Source organism: Cellulosimicrobium sp. SH8, from assembly GCF_025818875.1.
In the GTDB taxonomy this organism is placed as follows: domain Bacteria; phylum Actinomycetota; class Actinomycetes; order Actinomycetales; family Cellulomonadaceae; genus Cellulosimicrobium; species Cellulosimicrobium cellulans_D.
The window spans coordinates 111,898-133,319 of the sequence record NZ_JAMXMH010000008.1 but is presented as its reverse complement, the minus strand read 5'-3'; the positions used below and the strand labels follow the sequence as shown (position 1 = coordinate 133,319).

Sequence of the window (21,422 nt, the reverse complement as noted above, 5' to 3'; positions counted from 1 at the left end):
GACGCTCGACTCCTCGCCGCCGCATCCTCCCGCCACCGGGCCGGAGCCGTCCGAGGAGAATCCGCGGGACCGCGGCGAGGCGCGAGCGGTACCGTCCGACCATGACCGACGTCGTCACCGACCGCCTCGTGCTCCGCGCCTACGCGCCCGAGGACGAGGACAACTTCACCGGGCTCCTCGGCGACCCCGTGGTCACCCGCTGGATGGGCGTTCCCGCCCGGCCGCTCCGCGAGGTCTTTCGCTCGGTCGTCGCCGCGGAGCCCGCCTGGGACATCTGGGCGATCTGGGCGGACGGCGGCTACGTCGGCCATGGCGAGCTCAAGCCGAGCCCTGACCCGCACGTCGACGGCCACGAGCTGGTCTATGCCCTCGTTCCGGACGCGTGGGGCCGTGGCCTCGGCACCGAGATCGCGGAGGGCATCACGAAGCACGGCCTGGAGACGCTCGGGCTGGACGCCGTCCACGCCACCGTCGCCCCGGAGAACGAGGGCTCCCTGCGCCTCCTGCGTCGGCTCGGGTACGTCGACGCCGGGTCCTGGGTCGACGACGACGGCGACGAGACGCTGTGGCTGGTCAGGAGGGGCTAGGGACCGACGGGTGCTCGTGCGCCGGGTTCAGGTGAGGCCGTACCGCGCGTCGAGGTCGGGGTCGTGGGGCGGGCGGCCGAAGGACGCGGTCCACGCGCCGTCGGCGGCGATCGACTGGCCGGAGACGTAGCCCGCCTCGTCGGACAGCAGGAACGCGACGAGCGCGGCGATCTCCGCGGACTCGGCGATGCGCCCGAGCGGCGGTCCCTCCGCGAGCGCGCGCTCCTCGGCGGCCGGGTCGGCGGCGCGGGCGATCTGCGCGTCGAGGTGCGGGGTGCGCACCCCGCCCGGCGCGACGGTGTTGGCGCGGATGCCGTAGCGCCCGTAGGTCACGGCGACGGAGCGCGCGAGCGCGTCGATGCCGCCCTTGGTCAGCTCGTAGGCGGCGTGGTCGGCGAACGCCGCGCGGCCGTGGATCGAGCCGATGTTGACGATCGACCCGCCGCTCACCTGGTCCGTGAACGCCTCGACGGCGGCGGCGCAGCCCCACAGGTAGCCGAGGCCGTTGATCTCGACGACGTCGCGCGCGTCCTGCTCGACCCGTGCCGCCCGCTCCGGGTCGGCGAGCGCGTGCAGCGGCGTGCGGACGGTGATGCCCGCGTTGTTGACCCATCCCCCCATCGGGGCGAGGTCGCGCGCGGCCTGCGCCGCCTCGCGGTGGGCCTCGCGGTCGCGCGAGTCGCCCAGCACGACGGCGGCGCACACCCCCTCCTCGACCGTCCCCGAGCCCGGGGTGCGCTCCAGCCCGACGACGGTCCACCCGTCGGCGGTGAGGCGCGCGGCCACGGCGCGGCCGATGCCCTTGCCGCTGCCGGTGACGACGACGCTGCGTTCCGTCACGAGAGTCCCTCCAGGTCGAAGCGGTCCGGGTCGAGCATGAAGCCCAGGCCGGGCGCGTCGGGCGGGGTGGCGTGGCCGCCGTCGAACACCGGACCGCCGCGCACGAGCAGCGGCGCGGGGTCGTACAGGTTGCCCTCCGGCGAACGGTCGAACGTCTCGACGCCGATGCCCGTCGCCCCGCCCAGGTGCACGCTGACCTCGGGATACACGTGGCTGGACACCACCATGCCGCGCGCGGCCCACGCGCGCACGAGCGGGTCGGCGACCGTGATGCCGCCGATCGCGACGACGTCGACGCGCGGCACGTCGAGCGCGCCCAGCATCGCCAGGTGCGCGAAGACCTCGGGGTCGGTCACCTCGTCGCCCACGGACAGCGGCAGCCCGGACGCGTCGCGCACGCGCGCGGCGCCGACCGCGTCCTCGGGGAGCAGCGGGTCCTCGAGCCACGCGAGCGCGGGCTCGGCGTCGCCGGGCTGTCCCGCCGCGCCCGTGACGCCCCACGCGTCGAGGTCCGCGAGCGCCTCGTCCGCGTCGCGCCAGCCGAAGCCCACGTCGACGACGACGCCGCTGCGCCCCGCGACGGTCGGCCGGCCCGTGACCTCAGGCAGCTCGGCGCGCAGGATCGCGAGCAGGTCGCGCATGAGGGCGCGGTCGGGCGAGCGCGAGATCTTCAGCAGCGGCCACCCCGCACGCGCGTGCGCGAGCACCTCGTCCGCGACGTCGCGCGCGGTGCGGCCCGGCGTCGGGTACGCCGCGACGAGGATCGCGGGGCGTGGCACGGCGACGGCCGCCCCGGATGAGACGTCGCCGGGACTCCCGGCGACGGCACGTGACGGAACGCCCCTGTCGCCGCCGACACCGGGCTCCGCGGACCCGGCGAGGTCCGCGCCGTCGTCGAGCAGGGACCACACGGGACGCCCGGCGAGCCGTCCCGCGAGGTCCCACAGCGCGACGTCGACCAGGCCGATCGCGCGCCGCACGAGGCCGACGCGGCCGACGATCGCGGACCCGCGCAGGGCCGCGTCCCACGCGGCGCCGACGCTCTGGCGCGCGGCGACGCCGTCGGACGCCACGACCTCGCGGCCCAGCACGTGCGGCGCGACGAGGCGGTCCACGAGCTCGGCCATGGGCGCCTCGCGCGTGAGCGCGTACGACTCCCCCGCGATCGTTCGGCCGTCGTCCGTCTCGGCGACGACGCGGACGCCGACGTACTCGCGGCGCTCGACCGTCATCGCGCCGAGGCGCAACGGCTGCGGCAGCGGGACGACCGTCGTCGCGGTGCGGACGGCGACGACGCGCGCGGCGGGCCCCACGCTCACTCCGGCTTCTTGGCGAGCGGCACGCCGTAGTCGACGAGGAACCCGCCGTCGACGTAGACGGTCTGGCCGACCATGTACGCGGCCTGGTCGGAGACGAGCCAGCTCACCGCGTTGCCGATCTCCTCCGGCTGCGCGAGCCGGCGCGCGGGGATGCGAGCGAGGATCGTCTCCTCCGAGAGCGTGCCCTGCGCGACGCCCTGGCGGAACACCCCCGTGTCGATGTACCCGGGGGCGACGGCGTTGACCCGCACGCCGCGCGCGGCCCACTCGGCGCCCGCGGTCGCGGTGAGCCCGATGACGGCGGCCTTGGTCGTCGAGTAGGGCGCCCGGCCCGCGGAGCCACGGGCCGAGACGGACGAGATGTTGACGACGGCACCACGGCCCGCCGCGAGCATGTGGCGACCCGCGGCCTGGAGGCACGCGAAGACGCCGTGCAGGTTGACGTCCACGACGGCCGACCACTCGTCCCAGGTGAGGTCCTCGAGCGCGCGGTGGCGCTGGATACCCGCGTTGTTGACGAGCGCGTCGATCCCGCCGAACGCGTCCGCGAGGTCGTCGAACGCGGCGCGCACGGCGGCGTGGTCCGTGACGTCGAGCGGGGCCCACACGAGCTCGGGCGCGTCGGGGATTGCGCCGAGGTCGAGCGCAGAGAGGTCGTGCTGCACGACGTCCGCGCACACGACGCGGAACCCGTCGGCCGCGAGGCGCTCGGCGACGGCGCGGCCGATGCCGGCCGCTCCCCCGGTGACGACGGCGAGCGGGACGCGCGGGGCGTCGGGGGCGGGGCTGGTCACTGGTCCTCCTCGGGGACGGGACGGATCGGGGTCGCGGGTGCGGCGTGCGGTGGTGCGACCGCGCCGGGGGGCCAGGCCGCGGTGCCGGCGAGCACGTCGTCGACGACGGCGCACGCGTGCCGCTCCAGGCGTTCGAGCGAGCCCGGCGCGAGCGGCGACTGCCAGGCCTGGTAGGCGCCGACGTCGTACGCCTCGCGCGTGGGCAGGTAGACGAAGCCGGGGCCGTTGGTGAGGTTGGCGACGACGACGGGCCGCGCCCCGGCGTGGGCGCGCACGGTGCGCTGGAGGCGCGAGTACGCCTCGCCGGGGTGCGCGACGAGCAGCGCCTCGCCCACGCGCCACACCCACGTGGGGTGCGGCACGGTGGGACCGGTGACGTAGCCGTCGCGCAGGTTCCGCGCGCGACGCAGTCGCTCCTCGCGCGAGCGCGGGTCGATGCTCGCCCACTCGGCCTCGAGCTCGTCCCACGTCGGGAGGTCGCGCAGGTCGAGCGTGACGGGCTCCTCGACGGCGGCGAGCGTGCTGGCGTCGGGACGGGCATCGGTGCCGGTGCCGGGGAGCGCGGCCGACGGCGCGGGCTCCCAGACCGCGAGCGGCGCGCCGGACTCGACGACGTGGGTCAGCTCCAGCTCCGTGCCCGGCGGCGGGAGCTCGGCGAGCGCGGCGAGCACCGCATGGCCGAGCGACGTGCCGTGCCGGTCCGCGACCGCGGTGTCGCCCGTGTACTGCTCGCGCGGGGCGAGCTCGCCCGACGCGCCCTGGAGGAACGCGACGGGGGCGCCCGTCTCCCGCTCGACGAGGTCGCGCATCGCGCCCACGTAGTCGGGCGAGACGAGCCGGTTCTGCCACGCGAGCGTCGTCGGGTGGCACGCATAGTTGACGATCGTCGCGAGGGTGACGGGCTCGCCCGAGTGCGCGACGCCGTCGGGCCGCGACTCCCCGGCGACGAACGCGGGGCGCGTCGTGAGGCGCCCGACGACGACCGTGTCGTCCGCGGGGTCGGCGCCGGGCGAGCGCGGGGTGCCGGCGTCGGGGTTGAAGCCGACGAGCGGCCGGGACGCGCTCTCCGCAGCGGCTCCCGTGCTCGTGCCCGCGTGCCCGCCCGCGCAGCCGTCGAGCAGCGCCTCGCGGTTCGACGCGAGGCCGCAGCGGCCCGTGGTCCACTCGAGCGTCGCGGGCCGGAGCGACGCGATCGCCTCCACGGCGGCGTCGGCCGCGGCGCGCGCGAGGTCGCGCAGGTACTCGACGCCGCGGTCGCCGCCCGGGAGGTCGGCGTCGCCCGAGCACAGGACGGGTCCGGCGTGGGTGTGCGAGAGCGAGACGAGCACTCGCTCGACGGGCAGGCCGGTCGCGTCGAGGACGGTCGCGCGGAGCGTCGCCTCGTCGTCGACCCGGCGCCACCACGTGCCGTCGACCGTCACGAGGACGAGCGGGTCGGCGGCCTCGTCAGCGGTGGTGCGCTCCTCCGCGAGCGCGACCGCCGTGAGCGTCATGGCGCGGTGCGCGCCCTCGGAGACGTCCCAGTCCGCCGGGCCCCAGTTGCGCGCCCGGACCCCCGGGGCGGGCGTCACGTCGCGGACGGCGACGCCCGCCAGGCCGACGAACGCGGGGACGGGGGCCCGCGTGTGCAGGGCGACCATCGCACCTCCTCTGGGCTCGGGAGTGCCGATGCTATAGCATGTTGCTCGGTCGGTACGCCCGACCAGGGACGGCGCCGTGGCCGCTATCCTTCGGGGCGTCGACCGACGACGATCCGAGCCCGCCGCCCCCACGACACCACGGAGAAGCCATGGCGCTCAAGAGCGTGCCGGACCAGAACGTCGCCGACCGGGTGACGGTCGAGCTGCGCGAGGCGATCTTCAGCGGCGACCTCGCGCCGGGCGAGCGGCTCGTCGAGCGCAAGCTCGCCGAGCGCCTCGGCACGAGCCACATCCCCGTCCGCGAGGCGCTCACGCGGCTCACGCAGGAGGGCCTCGTCGAGCGGCTCCCGCACCGCGGCGCGCGCGTCGCCGCCCTCACGAGCCGGGACCTCGAGGAGATCTCGAGCCTGCGCACGCTGCTGGAGCAGTTCGCCGTCGTGCGGGTCCAGGACGCGTGGGACCCTGCCAAGGAGGCGAGGCTGCGCAAGACCGTGCAGCAGATGGTCCAGGCGGCGGAGAAGGGCAGCAACGCGCGCGTCTTCGAGCTCGACCGGCGCTTCCACGAGCAGCTCTGGGAGATGGCCGACCACCGCATGCTCATGACGCTCAACGCGCAGCTCCGCAGCCGCATCACCGGCTTCCTGCGCGCCGCGAACGCCGCGCTCGAGCCCGAGGCGCGCGTCGCGCACGCCCGCACCCACGAGCTCATCGTCGACGCCATCGCGGGCGGCGACCCAGAGGCGGCGCAGCGCGTCATGGCCGAGCACATCGGCGAGGCTGCGGCCCGCCTCGCGAGCCACACCGAGGACGAGGCGGAGCCCTCCGTCGGGGCCTGAGCCCGCGCCGCCCGCCGGTGGCGCGTCGCGACCGGCAGTCACAGCCCGGCGCGACTCCCGGTCGACCTGAGGAGGATGCACCCGCATCCACCGATCTCAGGGAGGCACCACATGGCTCGCATCATCGTCGTCGGCGGCACCGGGCACGTCGGCTCGCGCGTCGTCGAGAAGCTCACCGCGCACGGGCACGACGCCGTCGCCGCATCACGCCGCACGGGCGTCGACGCGTACACCGGCGCGGGGCTGACGGAGGCGCTGGCCGGCGCCGACGTCGTCGTCGACACCACCCAGGCGCCGTCGTACGTCCCCGACGAGGTCCGGGAGTACTTCGCCACGTCGACCGCGAACCTCGTCGCGGCGGAGCAGGCGGCGGGCGTCCGCCACCACGTCGCGCTCACCATCGTGGGCACCGACCGCCCGCAGGGCATCGGCTACTTCCACGGCAAGGCCGAGCAGGAGCGCGTCGTCCGCGAGTCGGGAGTGCCGTACTCGCTCGTCCACGCGACCCAGTTCTTCGAGTTCACCCCCGCGATCATCGGCACGGCGGCGCACGGGGACACCGTGCGGGTGTCGTCGGCGTCGATCCAGCCGATCGCCGCCGAGGACGTCGCGACCGCCGTCGCGCGGATCGCCGCCGGGGAGCACGTGGGCGACGTCGAGATCGCCGGCCCGGAGGTCCTCGCGATCGGCGACCTCGTGCGCCGGACCCTCGCGGCGCAGGGCCACGGGCGCGAGGTGGTCACGGCGGACGACGCGCCGTACTTCGGGGCGCGGATCGAGGACCGCACGCTCGTGGCCGTGGACGGCGCGCAGATCTTCGGGACGCGCCTGGAGGACTGGCTCGCCGCGCAGGCAGCCTGACGGTGCACCCCGGGTGGCGGCACGCCGCCGCCCGGGGTGTCGTGCGTGCCCAGCCCGGCCCGCACGGTCCGTCGCGTCGCACGCCGACGGTCGTCCCGCGACCCTACTTTTGCTATAGCATCCCGTCAACACCGGCTCGCGACCCTGGACGGCCATGCACCTGCGCACCGCCACGCCCGACGACGTCCCCTCCCTCTACGACCTGTGGGACCGCGCGTTCGACGCGCCGCTCATGGTGCCGGTCTACGAGACCGACGACGGTCGGCTCGACCGCACGCACGTCGCCGTCGACCCGCTCCACGGCGGGGTGGTCGGCTCGGTGTACTGGACGCCGCGCGAGGTCGGCGGGCCGGACTGCGACACGCTCCGGGCCGGCGGCGTCGCCAACGTCGCGACCGCCCCCGAGGCGCGCGGCCGGGGCCTCGTCCGCACGCTGCTCTCCCGGGCCGTCGAGCAGATGGGGCGGGACGGCACGGACGTCGCGCTGCTGTTCACCGGCACCCCCGACGTCTACCGGTCGAGCGGCTTCGAGACGTTCGACGTCCCGCTCCGGCGCGGCGCCCCTCGGACGCTCCGCGACGCCGCGACCCGCGCGGTGGACGGCCTCGCCGCCGAGTCGTCCCGCCCCCACGCCCCGGGCGACGCGCCGTCCGAGCCGGGCGCTCCGCCGTCGGGCGCGGCGGACGACGCACCCCTGACCGTCCGCACCGACCGCCTGCCCGGCGTCCCCTGGCCGGCATGGTCCGTCGCGCTCGGGTGGGAGCAGCTCGCCAGGCTGCACGGCGCGTTCGACGTCGCTTCTGGTGGCCCGCGACCCCTCGCCACCCGGCGCGCCGCCGAGCACTGGGAGCGCCGCATCCCGCTCTGGTACTCCGGCGCCGAGGTGTTCACCGCGCGGGCTGCCAGCGGGGAGGTCGTGGGCTACCTCGTCCTCGAGCCCGGGCGAGACCCCCTGAAGGTCCGCGAGCTCGGCGTCGACCCGGCGGCGGAGCGCGCCGGCGAGGTCGTCGACGCCCTGGCGCGCACGACGCTCCAGCGGGCGCGCCACCACGACTCCCCCGTCGTCGAGGTCCGACTGCCCGCACACCCGCTCACCGAGCGCTTCGCCGCGGCCGTCCTCGACGCGCCGACGCCGGGGACGGACACGACCGGGATGCTCCGCCCGGTCCGCACGGGGGCCGACGTCGTCGCCGGTCTGCGCGAGGCCACCGCGGCCGGGGTGGGCTTCCACTGGCCGGGCGACTACCTCTGACCACCGACGTGGTAGAGCCCCGGTTCACCGAGCTAGAGACCTGGTCACGCGAGGTCGGCTCCCGGTCGCGCGAGGCAGAGCCGTGGTGGGCCTGGCGTGTGCCAGCCTCCGCCGAACGGCGTTTGCTATGGCAATCCCGATTGCCCGAGATCCCGTCTGACCTGCGTCGACGTTCTCCTTGCTCCTCTTGACGATGCCATAGCATCCCGCTACTCTCCGAAAGTCCGGTTCACCGTCGCAACGACGCGCACGAACCCGCTGACCCCGACCCAGCACCGGAACCGCACGACCCCGCAGCACCGCTCCCCCGGAACATCCCGCAGCCCCGGGCCGCCGGAGCCTTCGCGTCGCCCGCCCGCACGGCGTCCTCCCGACGTCCCGAAGGGTGCCCGAGTTGTCCTCCTCCACTCCCCGATCCCCGTTCCGCCCCACCTCGCCGGCCGACGACCCGAGCGTCGTCGCAGCCGAGCACGCGGCAACCTCGCTGCCGCCGTCACGGCGCAACCTGCTCCGCGTGGCCGGCATCGCCTCCCTCGCCGCAGGAGCCGTCGCCCTCGGCAGCGGCAGCGCCGGCGCCACCACCCTCCACGGCGCCCCGCTCGCCACGGGCAAGAACGACACGCCCGACGCCGAGGTCCTCGTCGCCACCACCGTCGCCGACCTCACCGGCTGGAAGGCGAAGAAGCTCGACGACGGCACCGTCGCCCAGCTCCTCGGCCACGCCACCCCCGGAGACGGCGCCGCCCGCCTCGTGCGCTACGACGCGAAGTCCACCGCCGCCGCCAACGGTGGAACCGTCCTCGCCCCGCAGGACGCGGGAGCCAAGGGGCGCTGGCACACCCTGCACACCGGCACCGGAGACTTCCGCTGGTTCGGCCTCCTCGGCCCGGAGGACCCCGCCGACGACGCCCTCGACGCCCTCGTCGACGACCCCAGCATCACGCGCATCGAGGCCCGCACCGACCTCAACTTCACCCGTCGCCACACCTACACGCGCTCGAACCTCGAGCTCGACTTCGGCGGGCACACGGTCACGAGCGAGGGCATCGAGCGCAACGCGCACGACAACCCGTTCGGCGCGGTGCTGTTCTTCCAGGGGCGCGTGACCGACGAGACGCAGCAGCGCACCCTCGCCGCGACGCTCCCCGACCTCGCCGACGTCTTCGAGGTCGCGGACGCGGGCGCGTTCGCCGTCGGGCAGTGGTGGGCGCTGCGATCGGACGAGCGTCCCGGGGGCGGGGGCGACGAGCGCGAGCTCCAGCGCCTCGTCCAGGTCACGCAGGTGCTCGACGCCACGCACGTGCGCGTGGACTACAAGAACGGCTGGGAGCTGCCCGCCGGGCGCGTGCTCACCTGGACGCGGGTCGAGCCCGTCGAGCAGGTGCACGTGCGCGCGATGACGTTCCACGGCTCCGGTCCGTTCGACGGCCCCGCGAACGGCGAGCTGCCCGACGACCGGGAGATGACCGGCTCGCACCCCGTCGCGTTCGAGTACGCGGTGCGCTGCGACGTCTCGGACGTTCACGGCCACCGCACGTGGTGGCCGGTGATCATGCGGCGCTGGAACACCCACTTCGTCACCGAGCGGTGCTCGGTCGCCAACCCGCCGACGGTCTTCTACGGCGGCGCCGGCTACCTCACCCAGCAGATCTACTGCCTGTACGGGCGGGTCTCCGACTGCACGAGCCACAACGCGCGGCACCTCAACGACCTCACGGCGTCGGCGTACTGCCTGGTCGAGAACTGCCACGGCGACGGCGACGACCAGGGCGGCAACCCGTTCACGACCCACGGCCAGTACGAGCACGACCTCGTGTTCGTCGGCAACAGCGGGCTCATGGACATCGCCAACTCGGGCGGCCAGTGGGGCACGGCGGCCAAGCGCATCACGGTCAAGCACCACACGTGCTCGTGGTTCGTCGCGGGCACCAAGATCACGGACCTCACGCTCGAGGACGTGCACGTCGTCGCCCGCTCGACGTTCGACCCGCAGGCGACGCTCACGATCAACGCCGACGGCGCGCAGGTGCGCGGCTGCACGGCCGGCTTCTTCGCCGTCGGGCAGCGGTCGTCGCTGTCGCGGCGCCCGACGGTCGTCGAGGACTGCGCGTTCGCGCTGCCCGCGGGGTCCGTGCTGCACCAGACGCCGGTGACGAACCCCGTGCACTTCGTCCGCACCCGCATCACGGGCGTGGACGGCACGATCCTGCGCGGCGCCGGTCCCGTGACGTTCACCGACTGCGAGCTCGTCGGCGGCACGGACGACGCGCCCGCCGCCCCGGTCGACCTCGGCTCCGCGGACGTCACCGTCACGGGCGGGTCGTGGCGGGGCGTGGGCGTGCGGCTCAGCGGCGCGCGCGACCAGCGGCTCGTGCTCGACGGCGTCCGGGCCGCAGGCACGACGACGGCCGGCGCGCTCGTCTCGCGCGGCACCGGCGCGGGCGCCGTGGACGTCACACTCCGCGGCGCCGACCTGCGGGCGACCGACGACACCGCGCACGTCGCGCTGCGGGCGGGCGACCGCTACGCCGCGACCGGGTCGCGGTTCACGGGCGGCCGCCTCGGCCTGCCCGACGGCGCGCGCGTCCTCCATGCCCGCAACGTCGAGACCGGCGTCGACCGCACCGGGCTCCCGACGTCCGGCGACGGCGTGCTCGTCGACGCGAACCTCGTCGTGTGACCCACCCGGGCGACCACCCGGGCACCCGAACCTTCCTCCCCACCGACACCCGCGCCGTCGTGCACGGGCCGACGAAAGGACACCCATGACCCTCGACACCACGACCGAGCCGACCACGGCGGCGCCGGGCGAGGCCGCCCAGCCGCCCTCGCGGCGCAACCTGCTGCGCGTCGCCGGCATCGCCTCCCTCGCCGCGGGCGCCGTCGCCCTCGGCAGCGGCAGCGCCCACGCGGCGCCCCTCGCCGGAGCGCTCCCCACGGGCAAGAACGACAAGCCCGACGCCGAGGTCCTCGTCGCCACCACCGTCGCCGAGCTCACGGGCTGGAAGGCCAAGAAGCTCGACGACGGCACCGTCGCCCAGCTCCTCGGCCACGCGACCCCCGGAGACGGCGCCGCCCGCCTCGTGCGCTACGACGCCAAGTCTGCCGCCGCCCCCAACGGCGGCACCGTCCTCGCCCCGCAGGACGCCGGAACCAAGGGCCGCTGGCACACCCTGCACACCGGCACCGCCGACTTCCGCTGGTTCGGCCTCTTCGGCCCCGAGAACCCCGCCGACGACGCCCTCGACGCCCTCGTCGACGACCCCAGCGTCACCCGCATCGAGGCTCACACCGACCTCAACTTCACCCGCCGCCACACGTTCACGCGCTCGAACCTCGAGCTCGACTTCGGCAACCACCTCATGACCACCGAGGGCATCGAGAATGCCGGGCAGGACGACCCGTTCGCGGCCGTGCTGTTCTTCCGCGGGAAGGTCACGGACGACGTCCGGACGAACACCCTCACGGCGACGATGCCGGAGCTGCGCGACGACTACGAGGTGGCGGACTCCTCGACGTTCGAGGTGGGCCAGTGGTACGCGGTCGAGGTCAACGCGCTCGCCGGCCGGTGGGAGCGCGAGCTCCAGCGCCTCGTCCAGATCACGCAGATCGTGGACGCCACTCACGTGCGCGTCAACTACAAGGCGGGCTGGTCGCTCGCGAAGGGCCGGACGCTCACGTGGACGCGCGTCGAGCCCGTCGAGCAGGTGCACGTGCGCAACCTCGCGTTCCGCGGCCGGCCCGACGGCGACCAGTACACGGGCTCGCACCCGATCGCCTACGAGTACGCGGTCCGCTGCGACGTGGAGAACGTGCACGGCGTCGCGACCTTCTGGCCGCTCGTCATGCGCCGGTGGAGCACGTTCTTCCGCACCGCGGGCTGCTCGCTGACCAACCCGGCGTCGGTCACGTGGGGCGGCGCGGGGTACCTGACGCAGCAGATCTACTGCAACTACGGGCACGTCGTCGACTGCCACACGACCAACGCGCGGCACCTCAACGACTGGACCGCGTCGTCGTACGGGCTCGTGGAGAACTGCCACGGCGACGGCGACGACCAGGGCCCGTTCGTCACGCACGGCCAGTACGAGCACGACCTCACCTACGTGGGGAACTCGGGCCTCATGACGTTCGCCAACTCGGGCGCGGCCTGGGGCGGAGCGGCCAAGCGCATCACGGTGACGCGGCACGTGTGCTCGTGGTTCGTCGCCCGGGTCAAGGTCACCGACCTCACGCTCGAGGACGTCCAGGTGATCCGCAAGGACGGCCTCGCGGGCTCCGGGATGCTGTGGGTCAACGCCGACGGCGTGCAGCTCCGCGGCTGCCAGGCCGACGACACGCTGATCGTCTCGCAGGCGTCGGCGCTGTCGAAGCGGCCCAACGTCATCGAGGGGTCGCGCTTCGCGGTCCTGCCGGACACCGCGATCACCCAGGCGAACGTCACGAACCCGGTGCACCTCGTGCGCACGACCCTGAACGGGCTGAAGAACGCCTCGTTCACCGGGAAGGGCCAGGTCGTGCTCGACGCGTGCACGCTCGAGGCGGCCGAGGGCGAGGGCACCGTCACGGCCAGCGGCGACCTCACGGTGCACGGCGGCGTCGTGCGCAACGTCGCGATCGTCGCGGCGGGCGCCGCGGAGCAGACGATCCGGCTCGACGGCGGTGCCCGGCTGGAAGGGAAGCCCGCCGGCGGCAGCTTCCTGCGCCGGGCGAAGTCGGACAAGCCGGTCACGTGGGCGCTCGACGGCGTCCGGAGCACCGCGCCGTCGGGTGACACTGGACACGTGAACCTAGACGCCGGTATCAACAAGTGGTCCGCCACGGGCTCGACCTTCGCGGGCGGGACCCTCGCGCTCGCGCCGTCCGCGCTGGGCGGCGAGTCGTACGCCCTGCACAGCGGCAACGTCGAGCAGGGCGTCACCCGCACGGCGTTCCCCGAGGACGGCGACCGCGTCGTCACGACGGGCAACCTCGTCGTCTGACACCAGCCCGACGGCCCCACCCGCCGAACCCGGGATCGCTCCCCAGGACGCCTTCACCCTGGGGAGCGATCCCAGGTTCGGCAGCCGGAGGGAGCCGCGGCGCGAAGGTCACAACTCCGCATCGCGTCGTGCGCGAGTTAACACGAGCGCCGATCTGGCGTAACATCGGCATGGCAGGCTTGCTATAGCAAATAGCAAACGAGGCCTGCCAGGGCCGGGAGACCCCCGCCCCGCAGGACCATCGCAACGGAGCAAGGACCGCACACGTGACCCCGAACCCCCAGCCTGTCACCGTCGCCCTCGTCGGCGCCGGGAACCGTGGTCAGACGTACGCGCGCTGGATCGCCGAGCACCCCGACCGTGCCCGGCTCGTCGCCGTCGCCGACCCCCGACCCCACCAGCGCGGGCTCGTCGTCGACCAGGCCGTCGCGGCGCAGGCCGGCTTCTCCGCAGCCCACGCCCTCGCCTCGGGCACCGAGTCGGGCGCGGCGCTCGCTGTCGAACCGCGAGTCGAGCTCCCGCAGGTCGCGGAGTTCGCCGGCTGGCAGGACCTCGTCGCCGCGGGCGACGCCGACCGGGCCGCAGGGGGCACGGGCCGGCTCGCGGACATGGTCATCGTCGCGACGCAGGACCGCGAGCACCGCGACCCCGTCGTCGCGCTCGCGCCGCAGGGGTACGCGATCCTCGTCGAGAAGCCGCTCGCGCCGAGCCCCGAAGAGTGCCGGGACGTCGTGGACGCGGTCGAGGCGTCGGGCGTGCTCTTCGGCGTCTGCCACGTGATGCGCTACATGCCGTACACGGACCTCGTGAAGTCGGTCGTCGACTCGGGCGTCCTGGGCGAGATCGTCAACGTCCAGCACCTCGAGCCCGTCGGCTGGTGGCACGACGCCCACTCGTATGTCCGCGGGCCGTGGCGCTCGGAGAAGACGTCGAGCCCGATGCTGCTCGCGAAGTCGAGCCATGACCTCGACTGGATCCGCTACGTCACCGGCAAGCGGATCACGACGGTCGCGAGCTTCGGCTCCCTCAAGCACTTCCGGCCCGAGGAGCGCCCCGCGGGCGCGGCGGACCGCTGCCTGGACTGCCCGCTCGAGCCCACGTGCCCGTACTCGGCGCCGCGTCTCTACCTCACGACGCTGCGCGAGCAGGGCCCGATCTGGCCCGTCTCCGTGATCACGGACGCGACCGACGAGGCGGGCGTCGTCGAGGCCCTGCGCACGACCGACTACGGCCGCTGCGTCTACGACTCCGACAACGACGTCGTCGACCACCAGGTCGTCGCCATGGAGCTCGAGGGCGGCGGCGCGGCGACGTTCACCATGACGGCGTTCTCGGAGCAGGACCACCGCAAGACCCAGATCTTCGGCACCCACGGGTGCCTCGACGGCGACGGCGAGAAGGTCCGCGTCACCGACTTCCGCGACGGCAGCGTCACCGTGCACGACGGCGGCCACCACGGCGCCACCAACGCCGCCGACGACCACGGGGGCGGCGACTCGGGCGTGATGGACGCGTTCGTGCGCGCCGTCGCCACGGGCGACCCGAGCCACGTCCGGTCGGGCGCCGTCGAGTCCCTCCAGAGCCACCTCGCCGTGTTCGCGGCCGAGGAGTCGCGCCACCGGCGCACCGTCGTCGACGTCCCGGCCCGCTGACGCGTCCGGCGCGACGACCGCACCACCCCGCACCTCCACAGCACCACACCGCACAGCATCACCCATCCCCCACCCGCCGACCCCGGCGGGACCTCACCAAGGAGACACGTCGATGACCCTGCGCACGACGAAGCGCCTCTGGACCGCCGCTCTCGCGGTCGGCACGCTCGGCGCGCTGAGCGCCTGCGCCGGCGGTGCCGGCGCCGGCAGCTCCACCCCCACCCCCGAGGACGGCGCCGCGTCCGGCTCCGTGACCATGTGGACGTACCCCGTCATCGCCGACGAGGCCGCCCACAAGGCGTTCTGGGACGAGCAGATCGCCGCGTTCCAGGAGGAGAACCCCGACGTCGACGTCAAGGTCGAGATCTACCCGTGGGCCGGCCGCGACGAGACCCTCGCGACGGCCATCGCGGGCAACAAGGGCCCCGACGTCGTCTACCTCATCCCGGACCAGATCCCGAAGTACGGCAAGTCCCTCGCCGCCGTGGACAACTACGTCACGGACCAGGTGGGCGACCTGCGCGAGAACGCGTCGAAGGCCGTCACCGTCGACGGCGCGATGCTCGGCTCGCCGCTGATCATGAACAGCAAGCCGCTCGTGTGCAACGCCGCGGCGTTCGAGGCCGTCGGCGAGGCCGGCAACTACCCGGAGACGTGGGACGACCTCATGGCGCTCGCGCCGACGTTCCAGGCCGCCGGCTACGACGTCACCAACTACTGGGGCTCGGTCGACGCGACGCTCAACGAGTCCTTCTACCCGCTGCTGTGGCAGGCGGGCGGCTCCGTCTTCTCCGAGGACGGCTCGTCGGTCGCGTTCGACTCGCCGGAGGGCACCGAGGCACTCCAGTTCGCGGTGGACCTCGCCGAGGGCGGGTACATCGAGAAGGACCTGCTGACGACGATCCCCGCGTTCGAGCAGACCAACACCGCCAAGGGCAAGATCGCGTGCACCTGGCAGCAGGGGCCAGCCGACGTCGCGGGCTTCTGGGGCGAGGAGAACGTCGTCGTGCTCCCGCCGCTCAAGCAGGCCGAGGCGGTCGCGTTCGGCACGGTCGGCTCGCTGTCCGTGCTGAAGACGGCGGAGAACCTCGACGCCGCGGGCAAGTGGGCCGCGTTCGCGACCTCCCCCGCGGTGAGCACCGAGTACGCGAAGGCGGCGGGCTGGTTCTCGCCGTACGAGAGCGAGTCGGGCCTCTACGCCGACGACCCGGTGCTCTCGGCGCTCGAGGACACGCTCCAGTACACGACCGCGGGCGAGGTCAACGAGAAGTCCCGTGAGGTCATGGGCGTGCTCGCCCCGGAGATCCAGGCGGCGCTCATCGGCGAGAAGACGCCGGAGCAGGCCCTGAAGGACGCGGCCGCGGCGGCAGACCCGCTGCTCGGCTGACCGACGTCGCGGCGCGGGCGGCCTCCCCCCTGGCCGCCCGCGCCGCGGCACCCCTCGCGGTACGAGAGGAGAACCCATGACCGCGACCGCCCCCACCTCGGACGGGCTCACCGCCGACGGGGCCGACCGGCGCCCGGCGCCGAAGCCCCCGCGCGGCGGCACCCGCCGCGTCCTGGAGCGCCGTGAGGCGAGGATCGGCCTGCTGTTCGCCCTCCCCGCGTTCCTGCTGTTCCTGCTGTTCCGGTTCGGCCCCGCCATCGCGGGCGTCGCGCTGAGCTTCTTCGACTACACCATCGGCGTCGGCGCCGAGTGGACGGGCGTCGAGAACTTCCGGCGCATGGTCGACGACCCGATCTTCTGGTCGGCGCTGCGCGTCACGGTCGTGCTGAGCCTGCTCATCGTGCCGGTGTCGCTCGCGATCTCGACGTTCATGGCGCTCATGGTGCGCCGCTCGTTCCGCGGCTCCGGCTTCTACCGGTCGGTGTTCTTCCTGCCCGTCGTCACGAGCCTCGTGCTCGCCGCGACCGTGTTCACGTGGGTGTTCTCGACGAACGGCCCGTGGTCCAAGCTCATGGGCGCGCTCGGGTTCTCGACCGACTCGTGGCTCGGCGACACGCTGCTCGTGCTCCCCGCGCTCGCGATGGTCGCGATCTGGTCGCGCTTCGGGTACGGGATGCTCATCCTCCTCGCCCGCATGCAGGACCTGCCGCGCGAGCTCGAGGAGGCCGCCGCGATCGACGGCGCCGGACCGTGGAAGCGGTTCTGGTTCATCATCGCGCCGCAGCTCAAGCCCACGCTCTTCTTCCTCGCCGTCATCGAGACGACGGCGTCGTTCCAGATCTTCGACCTCGTCTACGTGATGACGGCGGGCGGCCCCGCCCGGGCGAGCTACAACCTCGTCTTCTACATCTACGACCAGGGCTTCAAGTACTTCGACCTCGGCTACGCGAGCGCGCTCGGCGTCGCCCTGTTCGTCGTCACGCTCGTCGTCGCCCTCATCCAGCGCTACGCCATCGGGAGGGACAAGTGACCGCCGCCGACCCCACCACCACCGAGCGCGTGCTCGAGGGGGCCGCGCTGCCGGTGCGCCCCACCGCGACGCGCCGCCGGCGCGGCCGCAAGGGCGCGAGCGACCTGTCGCTGCGCGGCAAGGTGCTGCGCTACGTCGTGCTCTCGCTCGCCGCCGTCGTGACGATCTTCCCGTTCTACGCGATGGTCGTGCTCTCGCTGAAGCCGGCCGCCGCGATCGACTTCCCCGCGTCGCTCCTGCCGACGAACCTCACGACCGAGGCCTACGACCGCGTGCTCGGCGCGGGCAACATCGGCACCTGGCTCGTCAACACGCTCGTGTACTCGGTCGTGTCCGTCGTCGCGGTGCTGCTGCTCGCGTCGATGGCCGGCTACGCGTTCGCGAAGAAGAAGTTCCCCGGGCGCGAGGCGATGTTCTGGTCGTTCCTCGCGATGGTCATGGTCCCGTACCACGTGACCCTCATCCCGACGTTCATCCTCATCGCGCAGGCGGGCGGGCTCGACACGTACTGGGGCCTGATCCTGCCGACGCTCGCGAACGCGCAGGCCGTGTTCCTCATGCGGCAGTTCATCCTCGACCTGCCCGACGAGCTGTTCGAGGCGGCCAAGCTCGACGGCGCCTCGGAGTGGCGCATCTTCCTGCGCATCGTGCTGCCGCTGTGCAAGCCGATCCTCGCGACGCTCGGCACGTTCGTCTTCCTGTGGCACTGGAACGACTTCCTGTGGCCGCTCATCATCGGCCAGGGCACCGACCACTGGACGCTGACCGTCGGCATCGCCTCGCTCCAGCAGCAGGACGTGCCGCTCAACATGGTGCTCGCGGGCGCCACCATCTCGTTCGTTCCGATCTTCGCCTCGTACCTCGTGGCCCAGCGCTTCTTCGTCGAGGGCGTCACCTCGTCCGGCATCAAGGGATGACTCACCACATGACCACGCAGACCAGCACCACCGCCCCGGCCACCCTCGAGGCCCCGACGTCCGTCGCGGAGCTCGAGGAGCTGCTCACGACGCCGTCGCCGGCACTCGTGGAGGACCTCGCCGCCCGCTCGGGTGACCTCGTCATCCTCGGCGCGGGCGGCAAGATGGGCCCGAGCCTCACCGTCCTCGCGCGCCGTGCGCTCGACGCGGCCGGGCGCACGGGCGACGCCGTGCACGCCGTCTCGCGGTGGTCCGACGCCGCGCAGGCAGAGCGTCTGCGCGACGCCGGGGTGAACGTCGTCGCGGCCGACCTGCTCGCGCCCGACGCCGACCTCGCGTCCCTCCCCGACGGCGCCGACGTCGTCTACATGGTCGGCGCCAAGTTCGGCACGTCGTCCGCACCGTCGCTCGCGTGGGCCGCGAACGCGGCGCTCGTGCACGACGTCGCCCGCCGCTACGCCGACTCGACCATCGCCGCGTTCTCCACCGGGAACGTCTACCCGCTCGTCCCCGTCGAGTCCGGCGGGTGCTCCGAGGAGCACCCCGTCGGGCCGGTCGGCGAGTACGCGATGAGCTGCCTCGGCCGCGAGCGCGTGCTCCAGCACGCCGCGCTCTCGCGCGGCACGAAGGTCGTGACGATCCGCCTCAACTACGCGGTCGACCTGCGCTACGGCGTGCTGTTCGACGTCGCGTCGCCCATCCTCGCGGGCGAGCCCGTCGACCTCACGACCGGGCACGTCAACGTCGTCTGGCAGGGGTACGCGAACGAGGTCGCCCTGCGCTCGCTGGGCCTCGCGTCGTCGCCCGCCACGGCGATCAACCTCACCGGCCCGGAGATGGCGTCGGTGCGGCGCCTCGCGGAGCTCCTCGGTCGCGGCCTCGACCGCGAGGTGTCGTTCACGGGCGAGCCCGCCCCGACGGCCCTGCTCAACGACGCGACGCGCTGCCACGAGCTGTTCGGCTACCCGCAGGTGCCGCTGCGCACGCTCGTGGACTGGCAGGCGCAGTGGCTCGCGGCCGGGCTGCCGACGAGCGGCAAGCCGACGAAGTTCGCCGTGCGCGACGGGGCGTTCTGATGACGGCCCCCTCCACCACCCCCGCCGCGGCGCCGGCGACCCCGCGCCTCGCCGACGACGTCGCCGCGCGGCTGCGCGCGGGGACCGTCATCCCGGCGCAGCCCCTCGCGCTCGACGCCGACCGCCGCCTCGACGAGCGCCGCCAGCGCGCGCTCACGCGGTACTACCACGCGGCGGGCGCGGGCGGCGTGGCCGTCGGCGTCCACACGACGCAGTTCGAGATCCGCGAGCACGGGCTCCTGCGGCCCGTGCTCGAGCTCGCGGCCGAGGTGTCGCGCGCGACGATCGCGGGCGACGCGCCCGCGGGCTCGCTGCACGCCGGGCCCCGCCCGCTCGTCCAGGTCGCGGGCGCCGCCGGCGACGTGCGCCAGGCCGTCGCGGAGGCGGAGCTCGCCGCGGAGCTCGGGTACGACGCCGTCCTGCTCGCCCCGCGCGTGCCCGGCCTCACGGGGTCGCGCGAGGAGGTCGAGCGCGTGCTGCTCGACCGCGCCCGTGCGGTCGGGGAGGTGCTTCCCGTCATCGGGTTCTACCTCCAGGAGGCGATCGGCGGCCCGCGCCTGTCCGTCGGCTTCTGGCGCGAGTACGCGTCGATCGAGGCGGTCGTCGCGATCAAGGCCGCGCCGTTCCACCGCTACCGGACGCTCGACGTGCTGCGCGGCGTCGCCGCGTCGGGTCGCGGCGACGAGATCGCGCTGTACACGGGCAACGACGACGCGATCGTCGCGGACCTCACGCAGCGCCTCGACGTCCCGGTGACCGACGCCGAGGGGCGCGCCTCGACCTTCACGGCCCGGTTCGTGGGCGGCCTGCTCGGGCAGTGGGCGGTCTGGACCCGGGGCGCGGTCGAGACGCTGGCACTCGCGCACGCCGCGCACGGCATCAGCCCCGACGGCGGGGCCACCGTGCCCGACGCCGCCGCCCTCGCGACGCTCACCGCGCGCGCGGCCGGGCTCACCGACGCGAACGCCGCCGTCTTCGACGCGGCGCACGACTTCGCGGGCGTCATCGCGGGCGTGCACGAGGTGCTGCGCCGCCAGGGACTGCTCGACGGCATCTGGTGCCTCGACCCGGACGAGACCCTCTCCCCCGGGCAGGCCGACGAGCTGACGCGCGTGACGTCGTCGTACCCGTGGCTCGCGGCCGCGGACGACGCGCTCGTCGCGGAGCACCTCGAGGACTGGCTGCGATGACCCGCGCGCCCGGCGCGGAGACCGGCCCGGGAACCGGGACGGTCCGTGCGGTCGTCGCGGTCGCGCCGTGGCTGCGCGCCGAGCTGTTCGCCCCGGACGCCTGGGAGCGCATGGCGGCGGCGGGACCGTTCGACGTCGTCGACGACCCGCGGGCGCTCGGCGCCGCCCTCGACCGGCTGAGCCCCGCGGTGCGCGAGCGCGTCGACGCGCTCGTCATCTCCTGGGGGACGCCGCCGCTGGACGCCGACCTCCTGGACCGGCTCCCCGGGCTGCGGCTCGTCGCGCACACCGGCGCCTCGGTCAAGCCGTTCGTCACGCCGGACCTGTGGGCGCGCGGGGTCCGCGTGACGCAGGCGGGCCAGGCGATGGCGCGCCCGGTCGCGGAGGTCTCCGTGACGTTCGCGCTCGCCCTGCTGCACCAGGTCCCCGCGTTCCACAACGCCCTGCACGACGGCGTCCCGTGGGCCGACGCCGAGGCGGCACCCCCGCGGTACGAGATCGCGGGCACGCGCGTCGGCGTCGTCGGGGCGTCGCGCACCGGGCGCGCGGCGATCGCGATGCTGCGCGCGCTCGGCGCGGAGGTCGTCGTCGCCGACCCGACCCTCTCCCCCGCCGAGGCGACCCCGCTCGGCGCGACGCTCGTCGGGCTCGACGAGCTCCTCGCGACGAGCCGCGTGACGATGCTGCACGCGCCCGTCCTGCCCGAGACCCACCACCTGCTGGGCGCGCGCGAGCTCGCGCTCCTGCCCGACCACGCCGGGCTGGTCAACACCGCACGGTCGTGGCTCACGGACGAGGACGCCCTCCTCCGCGAGCTCGCGAGCGGGCGCATCAGCGCCGCGCTCGACGTCTACGACGCCGAGCCGCTGCCCGAGGACCACCCGCTGCGGCGGCTGCGCAACGTCCTCCTCACGCCGCACCACGCCGCCGCGACCGTGCAGGGCCGCCTCGCGCAGGGCGCGATCGTCGTCGACGAGCTCGCCCGCTTCCGCGCCGGGGAGCCGCTGGTCCACGAGGTCCGCGAGGCCGACCTCGACCGCATGGGCTGAGTCCGCCGGG

General features: G+C 74.3%; 17 protein-coding genes. 13 read left to right on the top strand and 4 right to left on the bottom strand.

Going from position 1 to position 21,422, the window contains the following annotated elements; genetic code table 11:
• Nucleotides 1-101 precede the first annotated feature (101 nt).
• Nucleotides 102-587: a GNAT family N-acetyltransferase gene (locus NF338_RS12575; RefSeq protein ID WP_264031095.1), complete on the top strand. Its 486-nt coding sequence runs from the start codon at nt 102-104 to the stop codon at nt 585-587.
• A gap of 27 nt (nt 588-614) precedes the next feature.
• Here the strand turns inward: NF338_RS12575 and NF338_RS12570 are convergent, their stop codons facing one another.
• From NF338_RS12570 to NF338_RS12555, 4 genes are read right to left on the bottom strand one after another with little or no spacing between them, the layout of a single operon-like run.
• Nucleotides 615-1,427, bottom strand: a complete 813-nt coding sequence (locus NF338_RS12570) for an SDR family NAD(P)-dependent oxidoreductase (protein WP_264031094.1) — start codon at nt 1,425-1,427, stop codon at nt 615-617.
• A complete protein-coding gene (locus NF338_RS12565; RefSeq protein WP_264031093.1) occupies nt 1,424-2,746 on the bottom strand; it encodes an enolase C-terminal domain-like protein in 1,323 nt (440 codons plus the stop codon). The genes NF338_RS12570 and NF338_RS12565 overlap by 4 nt, the downstream gene beginning before the upstream one ends.
• Nucleotides 2,743-3,540: an SDR family NAD(P)-dependent oxidoreductase gene (locus NF338_RS12560; protein ID WP_264031092.1), complete on the bottom strand. Its 798-nt coding sequence runs from the start codon at nt 3,538-3,540 to the stop codon at nt 2,743-2,745. Before NF338_RS12560 ends, NF338_RS12565 begins: the two co-directional genes overlap by 4 nt.
• Nucleotides 3,537-5,180, bottom strand: a complete 1,644-nt coding sequence (locus tag NF338_RS12555; protein ID WP_264031091.1) for a hypothetical protein — start codon at nt 5,178-5,180, stop codon at nt 3,537-3,539. Before NF338_RS12555 ends, NF338_RS12560 begins: the two co-directional genes overlap by 4 nt.
• A gap of 149 nt (nt 5,181-5,329) precedes the next feature.
• On the opposite strand from NF338_RS12555, the gene NF338_RS12550 reads away from it, so the two are divergent.
• From NF338_RS12550 to NF338_RS12495, 12 genes are all read left to right on the top strand, one after another.
• Nucleotides 5,330-6,016, top strand: coding sequence for a GntR family transcriptional regulator (locus tag NF338_RS12550; RefSeq protein ID WP_264031090.1), 687 nt, complete (start codon nt 5,330-5,332; stop codon nt 6,014-6,016).
• Between the two features lie 111 nt (nt 6,017-6,127).
• On the top strand, nt 6,128-6,877 hold the full coding sequence (locus NF338_RS12545) for an SDR family oxidoreductase (RefSeq protein WP_264031089.1): 750 nt from the start codon (nt 6,128-6,130) through the stop codon (nt 6,875-6,877).
• Between the two features lie 154 nt (nt 6,878-7,031).
• A complete protein-coding gene (locus NF338_RS12540) occupies nt 7,032-8,129 on the top strand; it encodes a GNAT family N-acetyltransferase (protein ID WP_264031088.1) in 1,098 nt (365 codons plus the stop codon).
• 514 nt (nt 8,130-8,643) lie between these two features.
• Nucleotides 8,644-10,809, top strand: coding sequence for a peptidase C14 (locus tag NF338_RS12535; RefSeq protein ID WP_264031087.1), 2,166 nt, complete (start codon nt 8,644-8,646; stop codon nt 10,807-10,809).
• An 85-nt stretch (nt 10,810-10,894) separates the two neighbouring features.
• Complete coding sequence (locus NF338_RS12530; RefSeq protein ID WP_264031086.1) at nt 10,895-13,111, top strand: peptidase C14; 2,217 nt, start codon at nt 10,895-10,897, stop codon at nt 13,109-13,111.
• A gap of 266 nt (nt 13,112-13,377) precedes the next feature.
• Nucleotides 13,378-14,763 (top strand): Gfo/Idh/MocA family protein, encoded by a 1,386-nt coding sequence (locus NF338_RS12525; protein ID WP_264031085.1) that lies wholly within the window; start codon nt 13,378-13,380, stop codon nt 14,761-14,763.
• Nucleotides 14,764-14,875: 112 nt separating this feature from the next.
• A complete protein-coding gene (locus NF338_RS12520; RefSeq protein WP_264031084.1) occupies nt 14,876-16,150 on the top strand; it encodes an ABC transporter substrate-binding protein in 1,275 nt (424 codons plus the stop codon).
• Between the two features lie 76 nt (nt 16,151-16,226).
• Nucleotides 16,227-17,180, top strand: a complete 954-nt coding sequence (locus NF338_RS12515) for a carbohydrate ABC transporter permease (RefSeq protein WP_082140951.1) — start codon at nt 16,227-16,229, stop codon at nt 17,178-17,180.
• Nucleotides 17,177-18,097, top strand: a complete 921-nt coding sequence (locus tag NF338_RS12510; protein ID WP_264031083.1) for a carbohydrate ABC transporter permease — start codon at nt 17,177-17,179, stop codon at nt 18,095-18,097. Before NF338_RS12515 ends, NF338_RS12510 begins: the two co-directional genes overlap by 4 nt.
• Before the next feature lie 8 nt (nt 18,098-18,105).
• Entirely contained in the window at nt 18,106-19,173 is a 1,068-nt protein-coding gene (locus tag NF338_RS12505) for an NAD-dependent epimerase/dehydratase family protein (RefSeq protein WP_264031082.1), read from the top strand.
• Nucleotides 19,173-20,363, top strand: coding sequence for a dihydrodipicolinate synthase family protein (locus NF338_RS12500; RefSeq protein ID WP_264031081.1), 1,191 nt, complete (start codon nt 19,173-19,175; stop codon nt 20,361-20,363). Before NF338_RS12505 ends, NF338_RS12500 begins: the two co-directional genes overlap by 1 nt.
• Nucleotides 20,360-21,412: a hydroxyacid dehydrogenase gene (locus NF338_RS12495; protein WP_264031080.1), complete on the top strand. Its 1,053-nt coding sequence runs from the start codon at nt 20,360-20,362 to the stop codon at nt 21,410-21,412. The genes NF338_RS12500 and NF338_RS12495 overlap by 4 nt, the downstream gene beginning before the upstream one ends.
• The last annotated feature ends 10 nt before the right edge of the window (nt 21,413-21,422 follow it).

Excerpts from the sequence above, each read along its gene's own strand:
- NF338_RS12530 (WP_264031086.1), top strand. The coding sequence starts at position 10,895 with ATGACCCTCGACACCACGACCGAGCCGACCACGGCGGCGCCGGGCGAG.
- NF338_RS12495 (WP_264031080.1), top strand. The coding sequence starts at position 20,360 with ATGACCCGCGCGCCCGGCGCGGAGACCGGCCCGGGAACCGGGACGGTC.
- NF338_RS12500 (WP_264031081.1), top strand. The coding sequence starts at position 19,173 with ATGACGGCCCCCTCCACCACCCCCGCCGCGGCGCCGGCGACCCCGCGC.
- NF338_RS12550 (WP_264031090.1), top strand. The coding sequence starts at position 5,330 with ATGGCGCTCAAGAGCGTGCCGGACCAGAACGTCGCCGACCGGGTGACG.
- NF338_RS12520 (WP_264031084.1), top strand. The coding sequence starts at position 14,876 with ATGACCCTGCGCACGACGAAGCGCCTCTGGACCGCCGCTCTCGCGGTC.
- NF338_RS12555 (WP_264031091.1), bottom strand. The coding sequence starts at position 5,180 with ATGGTCGCCCTGCACACGCGGGCCCCCGTCCCCGCGTTCGTCGGCCTG.
- NF338_RS12545 (WP_264031089.1), top strand. The coding sequence starts at position 6,128 with ATGGCTCGCATCATCGTCGTCGGCGGCACCGGGCACGTCGGCTCGCGC.
- NF338_RS12575 (WP_264031095.1), top strand. The coding sequence starts at position 102 with ATGACCGACGTCGTCACCGACCGCCTCGTGCTCCGCGCCTACGCGCCC.
- NF338_RS12540 (WP_264031088.1), top strand. The coding sequence starts at position 7,032 with ATGCACCTGCGCACCGCCACGCCCGACGACGTCCCCTCCCTCTACGAC.
- NF338_RS12515 (WP_082140951.1), top strand. The coding sequence starts at position 16,227 with ATGACCGCGACCGCCCCCACCTCGGACGGGCTCACCGCCGACGGGGCC.
- NF338_RS12505 (WP_264031082.1), top strand. The coding sequence starts at position 18,106 with ATGACCACGCAGACCAGCACCACCGCCCCGGCCACCCTCGAGGCCCCG.